Origin of the sequence: Clostridioides difficile ATCC 9689 = DSM 1296, assembly GCF_001077535.1 — a bacterium.
In the GTDB taxonomy this organism is placed as follows: Bacteria; Bacillota; Clostridia; order Peptostreptococcales; family Peptostreptococcaceae; genus Clostridioides; species Clostridioides difficile.
Genome location: NZ_CP011968.1, coordinates 3,999,277 through 4,013,359 on the forward strand (window position 1 = coordinate 3,999,277; position 14,083 = coordinate 4,013,359).

Genomic DNA, 14,083 nt, shown 5'->3' on the forward strand with positions numbered 1-14,083 from the left:
AAACGATTTTTGGGTGTCAATACTGTTAACTTTTGACACCATAATAATTCCTTTATAATTTGTTTGACTATGTCAAAAATTACCAATATAATGAAATTAATGAGTTTATACAAATTGGAGGAAATAATATGAATAGTCTGTTAAAAGAAGCAATAGATGAATTAAAAAACATCCATTGCGGGGAAGTTTTTTTATTAAAAGAATTGTTCAAAGGCTATGAATGGAACAGGTTGGAGATGAATATCAGATTGAAATTAGGAAAACTTTTTTTGTATGAAGTGGTAACTAATCCCAATTTAAATGTAGAGGTCATCAATAAAAATTCTGCTTATCAGCAAATGTATAAAAAAAAATAGTGACTTAAATGTATATAATAGTATAATCTTCTTATTGATTCAAAAGTTAAAACTTTTAATACAAAACAATCATTCTATTTTAACATTTATCAATATGTCTAAATTTATATAATTAACACATACGAATAGTATTGTTTAAATCACATTATTTAAGATAGATAAATCTTAACCCTACTCCAGCATAAATACTAAAATAGGGCTTAGAATTATCTATATTTTTATCCCATAAAATGCTTAGCTCTTCCTCTTGATTGAACATATATATCTGGGGAAATACAATAGAAGCGTAAATTTATAAAATTTCCAAAGTCAGAAAACTTCAGTTCAAACTTAGGTATACCAAAACTTTCAGGTGCTATTTCGTCAACACCAAAATAGATTATAATTCCATTATCTGTAAGATAAAATGCTTGGTCTTCAGGTATAACTAACTCAACATTAGAATAATACATTTCTCTATTTTCATTTATTTGAGATTTAATGTAATCAGTAATTATATTAATATAATCAACTCCATCTCTAAAAATGTCATTAAGTAAAAGTTCTTTTCCAGTTGTCAAATCTATATTGTAATTATTCAATGTATTGTATTTAGGCCCATAGTTATTAGCAAACCCCATAAGGTTTAATATCATACTCAGTACATAATTTTTATTAAAAGTAACTGCGTAACTGGTAGATACCCAATAGCTTTGTTTTGGAAGTGAATTTTGAGGAGCTGCGTTATTATATTCTCGTTCTTCTTCCTGTAAGCCATTTTTAAAATTATTTACAGTCATTCTTACAGCATTGTTTATGTTATTTAAAATAACTGGGTTTACATACGTGGATTGATTTCTAATATTGTATATAACAGGATACTTTACATCATATGAAAAATACTTACTTCTTTCAAAATCTTCATTAAATTGTACATATAATATATTATATGTACAGGTATTTGTAGATTGATAATTTTCCATTAAAATCCTCCCCCTTTTATAAAAAAATCAGATACAATATAATATGCTTAAAACAGTAATAATGTTAATGGTAAATGTAAAGAATAGAAAGTATCTAAAACAGCAAAAAATGACTAATTTTGTGGTATAATACATAGGATTGAGAGTTATTTTATAGGAGGAAAAATATGTTATTATTAGCAGATAAATGGAAAGATTATGAACTTATAGATATGGGAAATGGAGAAAAATTAGAACGTTGGGGAAGTTATGTACTTAGAAGACCAGACCCACAGGTTGTATGGCCAATGGAATCTGAATGGGCTTTATGGAAAAACCCTCATGGACATTATCACAGAAGCAATAAAGGTGGAGGTCAATGGGAACACAAAAAAAGATATCCAGAACAATGGACTATAAATTATAAAAACTTAAAGTTTCACATTAAACCAACTGGCTTTAAACATACTGGATTATTCCCAGAGCAAGCAGCTAACTGGGATTGGATGATAGAGAAAATAAAGAAAGCTAACAGACCTATAAAAGTGTTGAATCTTTTTGCATATACAGGTGGAGCTACTGTAGCATGTGCATCTGCTGGTGCAGAAGTATGTCATGTTGATGCTGCAAAAGGTATGGTTAATTGGGCAAAAGAAAATATAGAATTATCAGGTCTTAAAAATCAAACAGTAAGATTTATAGTGGATGATGTTGTAAAGTTTGTTGAAAGAGAAATAAGAAGAGGTAAAAAATATGATGCAATAATAATGGACCCTCCTTCTTATGGAAGAGGTCCTAAAGGAGAAGTATGGCAAATAGAAGAAAAGTTATACAGTTTTGTAGATTTATGTATGGGAGTTTTATCAGATAACCCTTTATTTTTCTTAATTAATTCTTATACAACAGGATTTTCTCCAATAGTTCTTGAAAATGTATTGTCTACAACAATAGGTAAAAAGACAAATACAGGAGATATATACGGTGGGGAATTAGGAATACCAGCTTCCAGAGATGGTAAGATACTTCCTTGTGGTATATTTGGAAGATGGGAGAAAAAATAATGATAAAAGTCATATATGAAGATAACCATTTATTAGTTGTAGAAAAACCAGTTAACATATTGTCTCAAGGAGATAATACTAATGATAAAGATATGGTAAATCTTTTAAAAGACTATATTAAAAAAAAGTATAACAAACCTGGAAATGTATATATTGGTTTAATACATAGATTGGATAGACCAGTAGGTGGAGTTATGGTGTTTGCAAAAACATCAAAAGCAGCATCTAGATTGTCTGAGCAGGTAAGAAGTAAGACTTTCAAAAAAACTTATCTAGCTGTTGTTCATGGCAAGATAAAATCTAACTCAGATATACTAAAAGATTTTTTATATAAAAATAAAAAAACTAATATGGTAACTGTAGTGAAAAAAAGCCATAAAGATGCCAAAGAAGCTGAACTTAACTATAATGTATTAGATTTTAAAGAAAATCTAAGTTTAGTTCAAGTTAATTTAAAGACTGGTCGTTCTCATCAAATAAGAGTTCAATTTGCAAGCAGAAAACATCCATTATACGGAGACCAAAGATATGGCAAAGAAATAAATAAGATTGGACAACAAATATCTCTTTGGTCCAATAAGATAGAAATTTGCCATCCTACTACAAAAGAAAAAATGGAATTTACATGTCATCCACCTGACAAATATCCATGGAATATATTTTAAATCTCAAATGAGGTGATTATATGAGTAAAAAATTTTCAATAGGAGAAATGTCTAAACTTCATAAAATAAGCATACAGACACTAAGATACTATGACCAAATAGATTTATTTAAACCTGTTCATGTTGACCAAGAAAGCAATTACAGATATTACTCAATTGACCAATTTTCACAATTAGATATTATAAAATATTTAAAATATTTAGGTATGCCTTTAAAAGAAATTAAGTCAAAGCTTGATGAAAATAATGAAGAAATTCTAAAATTACTAACAAATAAAATTAATATAGTGGATGAAAAAATTAAAGAATTAGAGCTTATAAAGAAGGTACTAAGCACAAAGAAAGAAACTATGGAAAAAGGTATGAAAGTAGATGAAGTTGGTAAAATAGTGAGAAAACATATTCCACGAAGAAGTATCTTATCTATAGAGTATGAAAAAGGATTAAGTAGTGAAGAAACTATGGAACTTTCCAGAAGACAAATAGCAAATATATTAGAAGATAATATATCTGTGTTCTATGGTGGAGTAAGTGGACTTGTATCTATAGATAAATTTTTAAAAGAAGATAAAGTTATTTATGACAATAGTTTTGTTACTGTTGAAAGAGACTTATTTGATATAAAATCACAAAAACATATAACAGAAATTTCATCTGGTGATTTTATTTGTATGACATATAAAGGGCCTTACAAAGAAAATTATACCGCTTTTAAGAAACTGGTTGATTATGTTGAATATAAAAGAATACCTATTGAAAATTATATATATGAAATACCTATAATAGACCCTCTGTCTACAAACAACGAAGAGGAACTTCTAACAGAAATTCAAATACAAGTTAAAAAGAGAGAAATTGACTTAAGATGTCTAGTGTAGTAATCTAGTTTACTTACACATCTTAATATAGTTGTCTATTATCAACATATGATTTTTCTAGATAGTGATTCCTAACAGTGAGATTTTCAAAAAATAGGAGGAAATATGGCTAATGCTAATTCCCTCCTATTTTTAATTAATCCATATCATTTTAATTAAGCCATGTCATCACGAAGTGCATCAATAATATTTTCTTTTTTTATCTTATTAATAGTATACAACATTGTAATAAATACTATAAATAAAACACTAAATATACTAATTCCAATACTAAACCATGGAATCACAAAATCAATATCATCTGTAACCATTACTTTATGAATTAGCCATGAAGAAATTACTGCTATAGGAAGTCCAAAGAACAATGCTCTCATGCCATAAAAGGCACACTCAAAATTCATCATCTTTTGGAAATCATGCTCAGACATTCCTACAGAGCGAAGCATGGCAAGTTCTCTACGACGTAACTTAATATTAGTTGAAATTGTATTAAACACATTGGCAATCGAAATCAGAGAAATCATAATTATGAAAGTATAGGCAAAAACATTGGCAATAAAAATGTAATTACGGTTCTCATCCATCATTCCATACATATTGTACAGATTGTACTCATTCGTAACTCCCTCACTCTCAATAATTTGCTCCATTTCTGCAACTGACTGAGTAGGATTTTTCGATTGAAAGCTTAAACTTTCAATTCCTGTAGAAACACCAGGAATCTCAAACTTATCTTTGGCTGAATAAGGAGCCAATACTCTGAAGCTTGCTTTCTTCACATCTGAACTTCTGATTCCTGGAGGAGAATCAGGTGGCACTACTTTGACAAATGAAATATTCACATTTTGTCTCTCAGGTATCTCCAACTTGCCATTAGTTTCAGGAGTGAGGCTAACATTCATAGAAGAACTGTTGAAAATATCAATAATATTATTATCCTTTGTTACCATAGAAACAGCAATCAGTTTTGCATTTTGTCCAGTATATTCTTCTGCTGGTAATCCAAGACTTTTAATAATATTCAGATAAGTTCTATCATCAAGAAATTGCATATCTACTGGTAATTCAAGCATTTCACTCATAGAATGTGAACCCTCATAGTTCAAATAATCGTCTGTAAGCTCACTTACTTTGGCAACACATGAATAGGTCATAAGTTTCTGATACAAACCTTCGTAAACACCATTTGCAGTTTTTAGCTTATCGTAAAGCTTCAACATTTCGTTGTCTTTCATACCTTGTGTAGAAAAAATAATATCCTGGTCAGTAACCTCTGACCTCTGATTTGACATCTGTTTTAGGTCTGCTACTAAAGCACTTGTAGATATAAATAGAACTATGCTTAAAACAAGCGACAATACAATACTTCGATAACGTTTCTTGTTTCTTTTAAAGTTTTTCATAGCAAGAACTCCCTCAAGACCATAAACTCGCTGTGTTAGTTTTGATGTCTTCACAGATTTAGATTCAATTTTTACCTCATTTGTCTGACGAATACACTCCATCACTGGTGTGTTGGCAGCCTTTCTTGCTGGTATGTAAGCAGAAATTAAGATTGTAACCATACTTACCACTGCTGCAACGATGATTGCAGGGATAGACAATGTTAATGTCAACGGAACGTTTACATAGAGAATATTTGCAAAGTTTTTAGCTATGACAGAAATCACAAGTCCAATACTGACTATACCGATTGCAACACCAATTGGTATACCAATCGCACCAATGCAAATTCCTTCAAATAGCACCGAATTTCGTAACTGTTTTGCTGTAGCTCCAACAGATGAAAGTATTCCAAATTGATGTGTTCGCTCGTTCAATGACATGTTAAATGAATTATATATTAGAAAAATTGAGCCTAGCATGATTATGGCAAGCACAATGCCACCAACCGAGTACAAAAACATATTGAACAAATTGTTATCAGAAACACCTATGAAGCGCAACACATTGTCATTGAAAATGGAAGCATGGTCTTTAGTGCTACTTATGTAAGAGCGAATCTGATGTGGATTTTTCAATGTGACAAAAAGGCTAAGACTGTCAGTCTTGACTTGTTTATCTTCTTTGGTTATCAAGGTATATCCTGGTGCAGAAGATTCTTCAAATACGGGCTTTCTACAGATACCCACAACTGTATAAGTTTTCTTATCCTGTGGCACAAAAACTTCACTCCCAGCAGTGTATGGGTCACTCTGACCAAGCTTTTCATTTTCACTCATTCGTTTCCCTACATCCAAAGAAATAGTATCACCTACTGCAAATTTGACACCACCATCTGTCGCAACTTTACTTGAAACAAGAATCTCTCTACTATTTTCAGGTAATCTTCCAGAAATTAAAGTTATAGGCAAAGTATCAAAAGCTTCTTTGCTAAATCCAGCAATAAAAAGATATGGTTTATCTGGATTTCTGTTACCTTCAAGTGTTGCATAGCCAATATTTTCAAATGTTGCAGTATTTGCAACTTCATCATTGACTCTTTGTTCCTGTACAAAAGAAGAATCCACATCCAAAAACTGGACATGCCAATCACCATATTTTATAATAGCTCCATTTGTCATATAGTTCATCAAAGAAACTCCAAAGGTAGTAACTGCTGTAATCATAGCAGCTGACAGAACAACTCCTATAATTGTTACAAGAGTTCGAGTGCGATTCTTTTTCAATCCTTGCAGAGCAACTTTGTTAAAAATGTTCATTAACGATTCACCTTCCTCTCATCACGCACTACTTTTCCATCTGAAATACAGATAATTCTATCTGCTTGTAAAGCAATGTTTTCATCATGTGTGACAATAATGAGAGTTTGGTGATATTTACTATGGCTCTCTTTCAGTAACTGGATAATCTCTTGTCCATTTTTACTGTCTAAGCTACCTGTAGGCTCATCAGCAAGCATAACTGCTGGTGCATTCATCAATGCACGACCAATGGCAACACGTTGCTGTTGGCCACCAGAAAGTTGATTTGGTAAATGTGTTTTTCGTTCTTTTAAACCAAGTAATTCTAACAAGTCATTTAACCGTTCTTGATTGACCTTACGTTTATCCATAAGTATAGGCAATGTGATATTTTCCACTACATTTAATGTGGGTATCAGATTGTGAAACTGATAAATCAATCCAACTTGTCGCCTACGAAAAATAGCAAGTTTTTCATTGCTTTGGCCATATACATCTTGCCCCTCCAGATATATCTTTCCACTTGTTGGTACGTCTACTCCTGCAATGGAATGTAGTAGTGTAGATTTACCAGAACCAGAAGAACCAATGATTGCAGTAAACTCCCCTTTTTCAATAGTAAGTGAGACATGGTCAAGTGCAGTAACCTTATTTTCATTCTTACCATAAACCTTACATAAATCTTCAATCTTTAAAAACGCCATTATATAAGTCTCCTTTCATATTTTATAAATATATCATAGGACTTTCAACTTACATTTAAGTGACATTTAAATGAGAGATTCGTCACTTTGGAAAACGAATAACAAATATTGCACCACCTTGTGGGTGATTTTGTGCAGTAATTGTTCCTCCTTGTCTCATAATAATCGTCTTACAAAGTGCCAATCCTATTCCATAACCAGCTGTGCTTGAATTTTTCCCACGATAAAATCTGTTAAATAGACATGGTAAGTCTTCTTTTTTAAAGCCTGCTCCGTTGTCATGAATAGTAAGTTGAGTAAACAAAAAGTTGTCCTCACAAATGATATCAATTTTTCCATTATCACCCACACTCTCCATGCAGTTTTTAAATATATTTTGAATTGCTTCTGAAAGCCAATTTAAATCACCCAAAATCCTTACTCCTTTTGGTATATCAATATGTAAAGTGATATTGTGCAGTTCCATAGGAATCAAAAGTTGATGAAGTGCAGAACTAATCAAATTATTCACATCAATTTGTTCTTTTTGAAAGACTACAATACCTGCATCTAAACGTGATAATTTTAAAAGGGAAGTAATCAGCCAGTCCATTCGTATAAGTAATTCCTCTGTTTCTCGTATCAACTCTTTTCTCTCATCTTCATCAGAAGTATTCTCTAACAGTGACAAAATAAGAGTTACTGATGTAAGAGGAGTGCGAAGCTGGTGGGCTATGTCAGCTAGTGAGTCAGCAAGGTGTTCTTTTTCTTTTTTCAGTGCGTAATTTTGCTCTCTAATACGTAACGTCATTTTAGTTATTTCACTTTGTAGAATAGAAAGCTCACCCTCATCTGATTCAGCAATATACAGATGGTTAGCATTATGAAGCACAAGATTAATTTGTTCTGAAATCTGTGCAATACTTTTGTATCGATTTTTAGTAAACACAAAAAATGCTATTCCAAAGGTAGTGGCAGAAACAATAGAAAGTATTCCAGTCATAATACTGATTGCAAATCCCAGGGCTACAGTGAGAATAGTAATTAATAAGAATAAAATAGCAAGTTTTCGAAACTCTCTATTTCGAAACATAACTTCCCCCCAATCTATACCCTGTCCCACGAACAGTCAAAATTATTTGTGGACTTGAAGGGTCATCTTCTATCTTCTCTCGCAAGCGTTTGATGTACACAGTCAATGTGTTGTCATTAACAAACTCACCTGCCGCATCCCACAATTCATCAAGTAATCTTACCCTCGTAATAATACTTTTAGGATTGCTAATAAACACCAATAACAAACGGTATTCTAAAGCTGAAAGAAAAACCTCATTGCCATTCTTTTTCACAACACCGGTTGCTGTATCTACATAAAGCCCACAAATTTCAAAAGTTGACCCAAAACGCCCACTTTTTCGTAGTGCTGTTCTAATTCGCGCAATCAGTTCACGTGGACGAAAAGGTTTAGTAATATAATCATCTGCACCCATATTCAGTCCAGTAACAACACTTGATTCATCACCGGAAGCTGTCAAAAAGATAACAGGAATGTCTTGCTTTTCTTTGATTTCTGTGCAAATCGTAAACCCATTTCCATCAGGTAAAGAAATATCAATAAGTGCCAAATCAAATTTATTCTTAGCAATCTCTACAAGTGCTTCACTTCTTGTGGATACATGGGTTACTATAAATCCTTCTGAATTAAGCAAAAGAATAAGATTTTTGGCAATTGCTTTATCATCCTCAACTAAAAATATCCGTTTCATTTACTTTCATCCTCCTTTATTTTATTAGTTTTATATATTCCAGCAGAGCAATAGTACACTACTATTTTACTTATCATTACACAATTTTCAGTAGTTTCTTTTGTTCTTATATAATCCATGCATAATACCTCCATTGATTTATTATATTTCTTATAACATAAATACACAAGATAAGACAAAAAACATAATGTAAGTGCAAGTTTTTTAACTCACTAACTTATAAACATACACTCCTACTAACACTACTTTCTTGATGACACATCTTACAAGCTTATATTCATACATCAATGAAAAATTAAATTTATCCATTTATTAAAATAAAAGGCAATAGCTTCTATAGCTAATGCCCTTTATCTTAAAATGATTTAAATACTATACAATTTTTATAAATGGCTATAAATAAACTCATATAGAATATAAAATTTATCTACAGTCTTTTGTTATACAAAATTTATAACCTCTTATAGAACAAATTTACCACTTTGCAAACTTATCACTTTTACTCAGCTATATTATAAACTTTTAATTTATCTTTGTTTAAATGTTTCTTCTTAACTTCTACTAAAGCTTTTAGCGTATCCAGAGATGTCATTATTTCAGTAGAAAATTCAATAGCTGTTCTTCTCATTTTAAAGCCATCTCTTGTAGAGTCATTTCCTTTAGTTGGTGTATTTATTACTATATCAACTTGTTTATTTCTTATAGCATCTAATATGTTTGGTCTAGGTTCTTCAATTCTATTTACTATATCAGCCTCTATTCCATTTTCTCTTAAACTCTTCGCTGTTCCTTCTGTAGCAACAAAAGTATATCCTAATTCTTTCATATCTTTTGCTATCTCTATAAACTCATCTTTATCATGATTATTTACAGTAGCAAGTACTACTCCTCTTTCATCAGACATATGTCTACCTGCTGCCAAGAACCCTTTATATAAGGCTTCTTCTAAATTTTCTCCTACACCTAGAACTTCTCCTGTAGACTTCATTTCAGGTCCTAGACTTACTTCAACTTTAGATAATTTAGACATTGAGAATACTGGTACTTTTACTGATACTAATTTTGGCTCTTTGTAAACTCCTGTACCATATCCTAAATCCTTTAATTTAGCTCCTAACATACACTTAGTAGCCAAGTCAACTATTGGTACTCCACTTACCTTACTTATATATGGAACTGTTCTACTAGCTCTAGGGTTAACCTCAATTATATATAATTCATTTTGAAATTCTATAAATTGTATATTAACCATACCAAGCACATTAAGGTCTAAAGCTATTTTTTTAGTGTATTCTACTATCTTTTCTTTTATTTCATCAGATATATTTTGACTTGGATACATTGTTGTACTATCTCCAGAGTGAACTCCAGCTCTTTCTAAATGCTCCATTATACCAGGTATCAATATATCTTCTTTATCACATATAGCATCTACTTCTATTTCTCTACCAGTTAGATATTTATCTATAAGTACTGGATTTTTATGGTCTCTATCAAATGCATCATCCAAATACTGAATTAGTTTTTCTTCGTTATAAGTTATTTCCATACCTTGACCACCAAGTACATAAGATGGTCTAACTAATACTGGATAACCTAACTCCTTAGCAATTTCAACACCTTCATTAGTTGTCCATACACCTTTTCCTTTTGGTCTATTTATATCTAGTCTCTCTAGTAAATCATCAAATTTTTCTCTATCTTCTGCTGCATCTATATCTCTAAAGTCTGTTCCCAGTATAGGTATATTTTTTTCATGTAAAAACTTAGCCAATTTTATAGCTGTTTGTCCACCAAACTGTAGTATTACACCTTCTGGTTTTTCTTTTTCTATTATATTTAAAACTTCTTCTTCTGTTAATGGTTCAAAATACAACTTATCAGATGTATCAAAATCCGTACTTACAGTTTCAGGGTTATTGTTTACAATTATAGTTTCTATTCCCATTTTTCTTAAAGATTTTACACAATGAACTGAACAATAGTCAAATTCTATTCCTTGACCGATTCTTATTGGACCAGAACCCAATACTACAACTTTTCTCTTATCACTAACTACTACCTCATCATATTGTTCATAAGTTGAATAGTAATAAGGTGATAGAGCTTCAAATTCTCCTCCACATGTATCAACCATTTTATAAACTGGTTGTATATTATATAAACTTCTCAATTCATATAATTTTTCTGGGCTTATCTTCATTAAGTCAGATATACCTTTATCAGAAAATCCCTTTTTCTTTAATTCATGTAAATATTCTTTATCTAAGTCTTCTATTTTTAGAACTTTTAATTTTTCTTCTTGTTCTACTATCCATTTAAATTTATTTATAAACCACTTATCAACACCAGTTATTTCTGATATCATTTCTACTTTATAGCCTCTTCTTATCATTTCAGCTAAGTCAAATAGTCTCTCATCATCAGGTACTACTACTCTAGCCTTTAATTCTTCTAATGTTCTACCTTCTGATGGAGCATGAACCAATGAATATTTTCCTGTTTCAAGTGATCTTATACCTTTAAGAATAGCAGCCTCAAAGTTACTTCCTATACTCATGATTTCACCAGTTGCCATCATCTTAGTTCCTAATTTTCTATTGGCATGTCTAAATTTATCAAATGGCCACTTTGGTATTTTTACTACCACATAATCTAATGTTGGCTCAAAACAAGCATAAGTTTTTTTAGTTACTGCATTTTCTATCTCATCCAAAGTATAACCTAAAGCTATCTTAGCTGCTACTTTTGCTATTGGGTATCCTGTAGCTTTTGATGCTAGGGCTGATGACCTACTAACTCTTGGGTTTATTTCTATTATCGCATATTCTAAACTATGTGGGTTTAAAGCTATTTGAACGTTACATCCACCTTGAACCTCTATTGCATTTATTATGTCTATTGATGCCTTTCTAAGTAGTTGATACTCTTCATCACTTAGAGTTTGACTTGGAGCAACAACTATACTGTCTCCCGTATGAACTCCAACTGGGTCTACATTTTCCATATTACATACAGTTATACAGTTTCCATTTCCATCTCTCATTACTTCATATTCTATTTCTTTCCAACCTTTTATACTCTTTTCAAGAAGAACTTGTCCAACAGGACTTAGCTGTAGTCCATGTGAAAGTATTTCTCTTAATTCTTCCTCAGTATCAGCTATACCTCCACCAGTTCCACCTAGCGTATATGCTGGTCTTACAACTACTGGATATCCTATCTTATTGGCAAACTCAAGACCTGCTTCTAAATTTGTAACTATATCACTAACTATTACTGGTTGATTTATTTCTTTCATTACTTCTCTAAATAAATCTCTATCTTCGCCCTTTTTTATAGATTCTATAGATGTTCCTATAACTTTTACATTATATTTATCTAATATACCAGCATCATGTAATTCTACAGCTAAGTTTAATCCTGTCTGACCACCCATACCTGCAAGTAAACTATCTGGTTTTTCTTTTTCTATTATTTTTTCTATAAATTCTATTGTTAATGGTTCTATATATATTTTATCTGCAATTTCTTTATCAGTCATTATAGTAGCTGGGTTACTATTTACTAATACAACTTCAATTCCCTCTTCTTTTAATGCTTGGCAGGCCTGTGTTCCTGAATAGTCAAACTCTGCAGCTTGACCTATTATTATTGGCCCTGACCCTAATACTAAAGTTTTCTTTATACTATCTAATTTAGGCATAACTCTTTCTCCTTATCTAAACAATTTTCACAGTTCTTATCTTCATCATCTATACAATCAACTTTAATTACTTTATTTTATCTTAAGTTCAAATTTACTCATCAATACATCTATTTAATACATCTATGTTAATTAAACCAGACTTTTTGATTTAAGTTATTCTTGTTTTTTAGTTAGCTATTCTAATGTTGTTTATTTTACTAATTCTAAAAATTTATCAAAAATATAGTCATTATCTTTTGGTCCTGGGCAAGCTTCAGGATGGTATTGAACACTGTATACATCTAGCTTCTCATGTCTCATTCCTTCAACAGTATTATCATTTAAATTTATATGTGTCACTTTCATTTGTTCAGGAACTTCTGAAACATAATAACCATGATTTTGAGAAGTTATAAATACTTTTCCTTCTTCTAAGTCTTTAACTGGATGATTTCCACCTCTATGCCCAAATTTAAGTTTAGCAGTTTTTCCTCCAAGAGCTAAAGCTAAAAGTTGATGTCCTAAGCATATTCCAACTATAGGTTTTTTACCAATAAGAGCTTTTATATTTTCTATAACATCTTCTAAGTCTTCTGGGTCTCCAGGTCCATTTGACAAGAATATTAAGTCAGGGTTTATACTCAATACATCTTCTGGAGATGTTGTAGCTGGAAATATTGTTATATCACATCCACGAGCTATAAATGATCTTAATATATTTCTTTTTACTCCAAAATCCATAACAGCCACTTTTGGACCATTTCCTTTTATATGCTCTACTTCTTTTCTTGTAACAGTTCTAACTGCTTCTGTATTTGAAAACTTATCCAATTTATGTTTAACATCTTCTAATTTACTGTCTTCTAATGTAATTATACCTTTCATTGTTCCATTATTTCTAAGTATCTTAGTCAAAGCTCTTGTATCTATTCCTTCAAGTCCGATAACTTTATTTTGCTTTAAATATTGGTCTATATCAATTTCACATCTAAAATTACTTGGAGAATCACTTTTCTCCCTTACTATGAATCCCTTTACTTGAACTTTTTCAGACTCTGCTGATGATAAATTTATACCATAATTTCCTACAAGAGGATAAGTCATAGTAACTATTTGACCATAGTAAGAAGGGTCTGTTAAAACTTCACCATATCCTATCATCGAAGTATTAAATACTACTTCTCCTACACTTTCTTCTAAATATCCAAATGCCTTTCCTATAAAAACTGTTCCATCTTCTAATATTAACCTTGCTTTCATACTACAGTACCTCCTATAATTCTCTTTAGACAAACTAAAGAACATTAACTAAATATAAGCTTTTAAATATCTATATCTATTTTTCACTTTTACATTCTAGT

12 protein-coding genes are annotated in these 14,083 nt (G+C 31.2%); 4 read left to right on the plus strand and 8 right to left on the minus strand.

Translation table 11 applies throughout. From position 1 onward, the window contains the following. Positions 1-128 precede the first annotated feature (128 nt). On the plus strand, positions 129-356 hold the full coding sequence (locus CDIF1296T_RS18585; protein ID WP_009892158.1) for a single-stranded DNA-binding protein: 228 nt from the start codon (positions 129-131) through the stop codon (positions 354-356). Between the two features lie 218 nt (positions 357-574). Here the strand turns inward: CDIF1296T_RS18585 and CDIF1296T_RS18590 are convergent, their stop codons facing one another. Then, the gene (locus CDIF1296T_RS18590; RefSeq protein WP_009898771.1) at positions 575-1,318 is read right to left on the minus strand and encodes a DUF3298 and DUF4163 domain-containing protein; all 744 of its coding nucleotides are present in this window, start codon (positions 1,316-1,318) and stop codon (positions 575-577) included. A gap of 167 nt (positions 1,319-1,485) precedes the next feature. Here CDIF1296T_RS18590 and CDIF1296T_RS18595 point away from each other — a divergent pair, with 167 nt between their 5' ends. From CDIF1296T_RS18595 to CDIF1296T_RS18605, 3 genes are read left to right on the plus strand one after another with little or no spacing between them, the layout of a single operon-like run. Continuing rightward, positions 1,486-2,358, plus strand: coding sequence for a class I SAM-dependent methyltransferase (locus CDIF1296T_RS18595; RefSeq protein ID WP_003434910.1), 873 nt, complete (start codon positions 1,486-1,488; stop codon positions 2,356-2,358). Continuing rightward, entirely contained in the window at positions 2,358-3,023 is a 666-nt protein-coding gene (locus tag CDIF1296T_RS18600) for an RluA family pseudouridine synthase (protein ID WP_009892161.1), read from the plus strand. Before CDIF1296T_RS18595 ends, CDIF1296T_RS18600 begins: the two co-directional genes overlap by 1 nt. Positions 3,024-3,043: 20 nt before the next feature. Continuing rightward, positions 3,044-3,901, plus strand: coding sequence for a MerR family transcriptional regulator (locus CDIF1296T_RS18605; RefSeq protein ID WP_009898772.1), 858 nt, complete (start codon positions 3,044-3,046; stop codon positions 3,899-3,901). Between the two features lie 155 nt (positions 3,902-4,056). Here CDIF1296T_RS18605 and CDIF1296T_RS18610 read toward each other — a convergent pair whose 3' ends face one another. The 7 genes from CDIF1296T_RS18610 to carA all read right to left on the minus strand — a co-directional run bounded on the left by CDIF1296T_RS18610 (position 4,057) and on the right by carA (position 13,982). Then, the gene (locus tag CDIF1296T_RS18610; RefSeq protein ID WP_003434900.1) at positions 4,057-6,603 is read right to left on the minus strand and encodes an ABC transporter permease; all 2,547 of its coding nucleotides are present in this window, start codon (positions 6,601-6,603) and stop codon (positions 4,057-4,059) included. Beyond that, the gene (locus CDIF1296T_RS18615; RefSeq protein WP_003426034.1) at positions 6,603-7,289 is read right to left on the minus strand and encodes an ABC transporter ATP-binding protein; all 687 of its coding nucleotides are present in this window, start codon (positions 7,287-7,289) and stop codon (positions 6,603-6,605) included. The genes CDIF1296T_RS18610 and CDIF1296T_RS18615 overlap by 1 nt, the downstream gene beginning before the upstream one ends. An 82-nt stretch (positions 7,290-7,371) precedes the next feature. Next, complete coding sequence (locus CDIF1296T_RS18620) at positions 7,372-8,361, minus strand: sensor histidine kinase (RefSeq protein ID WP_009898775.1); 990 nt, start codon at positions 8,359-8,361, stop codon at positions 7,372-7,374. Continuing rightward, positions 8,348-9,034, minus strand: coding sequence for a response regulator transcription factor (locus tag CDIF1296T_RS18625; RefSeq protein ID WP_003434895.1), 687 nt, complete (start codon positions 9,032-9,034; stop codon positions 8,348-8,350). The genes CDIF1296T_RS18620 and CDIF1296T_RS18625 overlap by 14 nt, the downstream gene beginning before the upstream one ends. After that, the gene (locus tag CDIF1296T_RS19925) at positions 9,031-9,153 is read right to left on the minus strand and encodes a hypothetical protein (RefSeq protein ID WP_009892171.1); all 123 of its coding nucleotides are present in this window, start codon (positions 9,151-9,153) and stop codon (positions 9,031-9,033) included. Before CDIF1296T_RS19925 ends, CDIF1296T_RS18625 begins: the two co-directional genes overlap by 4 nt. Positions 9,154-9,533: 380 nt before the next feature. Beyond that, positions 9,534-12,740: a carbamoyl-phosphate synthase large subunit gene (gene carB / locus CDIF1296T_RS18630; RefSeq protein WP_021404358.1), complete on the minus strand. Its 3,207-nt coding sequence runs from the start codon at positions 12,738-12,740 to the stop codon at positions 9,534-9,536. 192 nt (positions 12,741-12,932) lie between these two features. After that, the gene (gene carA, locus CDIF1296T_RS18635; protein ID WP_003429883.1) at positions 12,933-13,982 is read right to left on the minus strand and encodes a glutamine-hydrolyzing carbamoyl-phosphate synthase small subunit; all 1,050 of its coding nucleotides are present in this window, start codon (positions 13,980-13,982) and stop codon (positions 12,933-12,935) included. Between the last annotated feature and the right edge of the window lie 101 nt (positions 13,983-14,083).